Origin of the sequence: Suttonella ornithocola (assembly GCF_001889065.1) — a bacterium.
Taxonomy (GTDB): Bacteria; Pseudomonadota; Gammaproteobacteria; order Cardiobacteriales; family Cardiobacteriaceae; genus Suttonella_A; species Suttonella_A ornithocola.
Genome location: NZ_LWHB01000257.1, coordinates 1 through 1585, shown reverse-complemented (window position 1 = coordinate 1585; position 1585 = coordinate 1). Strand labels below are relative to the sequence as shown.

Annotated in this window: 4 protein-coding genes; 2 read left to right on the top strand and 2 right to left on the bottom strand. The window is 40.1% G+C overall.

The features are described from left to right. Positions 1-701, bottom strand: a 701-nt coding sequence (gene rsmI / locus A5N85_RS13580) for a 16S rRNA (cytidine(1402)-2'-O)-methyltransferase (protein WP_072577626.1), incomplete at its 3' end; no start/stop codon positions are given. A 9-nt stretch (positions 702-710) separates the two neighbouring features. On the opposite strand from rsmI, the gene A5N85_RS13575 reads away from it, so the two are divergent. Next, positions 711-1082 (top strand): YraN family protein, encoded by a 372-nt coding sequence (locus A5N85_RS13575; RefSeq protein ID WP_072577625.1) that lies wholly within the window; start codon positions 711-713, stop codon positions 1080-1082. 100 nt (positions 1083-1182) lie between these two features. Further along, complete coding sequence (locus A5N85_RS13570; RefSeq protein WP_072577624.1) at positions 1183-1365, top strand: hypothetical protein; 183 nt, start codon at positions 1183-1185, stop codon at positions 1363-1365. Here the strand turns inward: A5N85_RS13570 and A5N85_RS13565 are convergent. Continuing rightward, positions 1358-1585, bottom strand: a 228-nt coding sequence (locus tag A5N85_RS13565; protein ID WP_249023991.1) for a transposase, incomplete at its 5' end; no start/stop codon positions are given. The two genes, A5N85_RS13570 and A5N85_RS13565, sit on opposite strands and share 8 nt — an antisense overlap.

Below are 1585 nucleotides of genomic sequence, written 5' to 3'. Positions count from 1 at the left end.
TGCTCATCGACTTCTTGGACAGTTTCTGCACCCAATAGTAAAACGAACTCTCCTTTTTCGTGATAACTGTCTTCAGCCAACCAATTAATGGCAGAACCAACGGTCAATGCGACGATTTGTTCAAACGTTTTGGTCAACTCACGCGCAATCGTTAAAGGTCGATTTGCTGTAAATAGCTGTTGCATCTCTGCTAGCGTTTCCGCAATGCGATGTGGGGTTTCATAAAAAACAGTGGTGCAATCTGCATTTTTAAATTGCTGTAAAAACCGCTGACGTTCCCCACTCTTTGCAGGAATAAATCCCGCAAACATAAAACGATCACCAGGTAAGCCACTAGCAGATAAAGCCGTAATCACTGCATTCGCACCCGGAATCGGAATCACGCGAATACCGCGCTGATGGGCAAGCTGTGTTAACACTGCGCCGGGGTCACTAATTACAGGTGTGCCCGCATCGCTAATGACAGCAATATTCTCTCCCGCTTCTATACGAGCAACCAATTTTTCTGCTACTCCGCGCTCATTATGCTGATGTGATGCAAATAGCGGTTTATCAATCCCATAAACTTCTAACAATCGACGGCTTGTACGCGTATCTTCACAAGCGATTGCATCAACTTGCTGTAAAATAGCCAATGCACGTTGGCTTATATCTTCTAAATTTCCAATTGGTGTTGCCACCACATATAAACAACCAGACATTGCATCCTCATGTTAAAAAAACTTGCTCCGCATTTACTTCGCGGTCAATACGGCGAGAAACTTGCCGCCCAATACCTTAAAAAGCAAGGACTCCATATTGTAACGAAGAACTACCGCACTCGTTTAGGAGAAATTGATTTAATTGCAAAAGACAAAGAAACCATAGTTTTTGTAGAAGTGCGGTTACGACAAGCACAAGCACCTATTAGTGCTGCACAATCCATCACTGCTGCCAAACAGCGTAAATGGAAAGCTGCTGCAACACAGTATATACAAGCACATTATCCAAGCTTTCCCGATTGTCGTTTTGATGCCATCCTGATTACGCAATATCCCGACAAAAAAGAAGAAATAGAGTGGTTAAAAGGATTGTTTTTATAAAAAATAGTAAATACGCTTAATTTGATAGCACTAACGATTTTTTAAAAATCCAATACGCTTTTTTTCTTTATACTTAATTCGTTAAAAGAAGGAGATAAAAATGAACCTTTTATCTTTTCAGAACAAAAATGAGCAACTTCCTATTCTGCCTAAGCATTTATCCGCTTATAAAGGCCATTTTAGTGAAAATAACCTATGGCAGAAAATAAAAACGTATGCTAAAAAGGCTGGGGCTGAAATCGTCGAAAAAAGCCTTTGGTTATTTTATAGTGCAATCATCTAAAACCCAACCCAATCCAAAGCAGATAAAAGAATAAAGTATCAATACAATCCATCCGCCATTCTTTGCGTATTTGCTTAATCCAAGCCCACATCTTTTCAATGGGATTTAAGTCTGGACTATAAGGGGGTAACCAAACTATCTCATGCCCATGCTCTTCAATGATTGCTTGAATATCACTGCGTTTATGAAAAGCGGCATTGTCCATGACAATTACACTGTT

What these genes read in the sequence shown, in the direction of transcription:
- A5N85_RS13575 (WP_072577625.1), top strand. Translation starts at nt 711, where the DNA reads ATGTTAAAAAAACTTGCTCCGCATTTACTTCGCGGTCAATACGGCGAG.
- A5N85_RS13570 (WP_072577624.1), top strand. Translation starts at nt 1,183, where the DNA reads ATGAACCTTTTATCTTTTCAGAACAAAAATGAGCAACTTCCTATTCTG.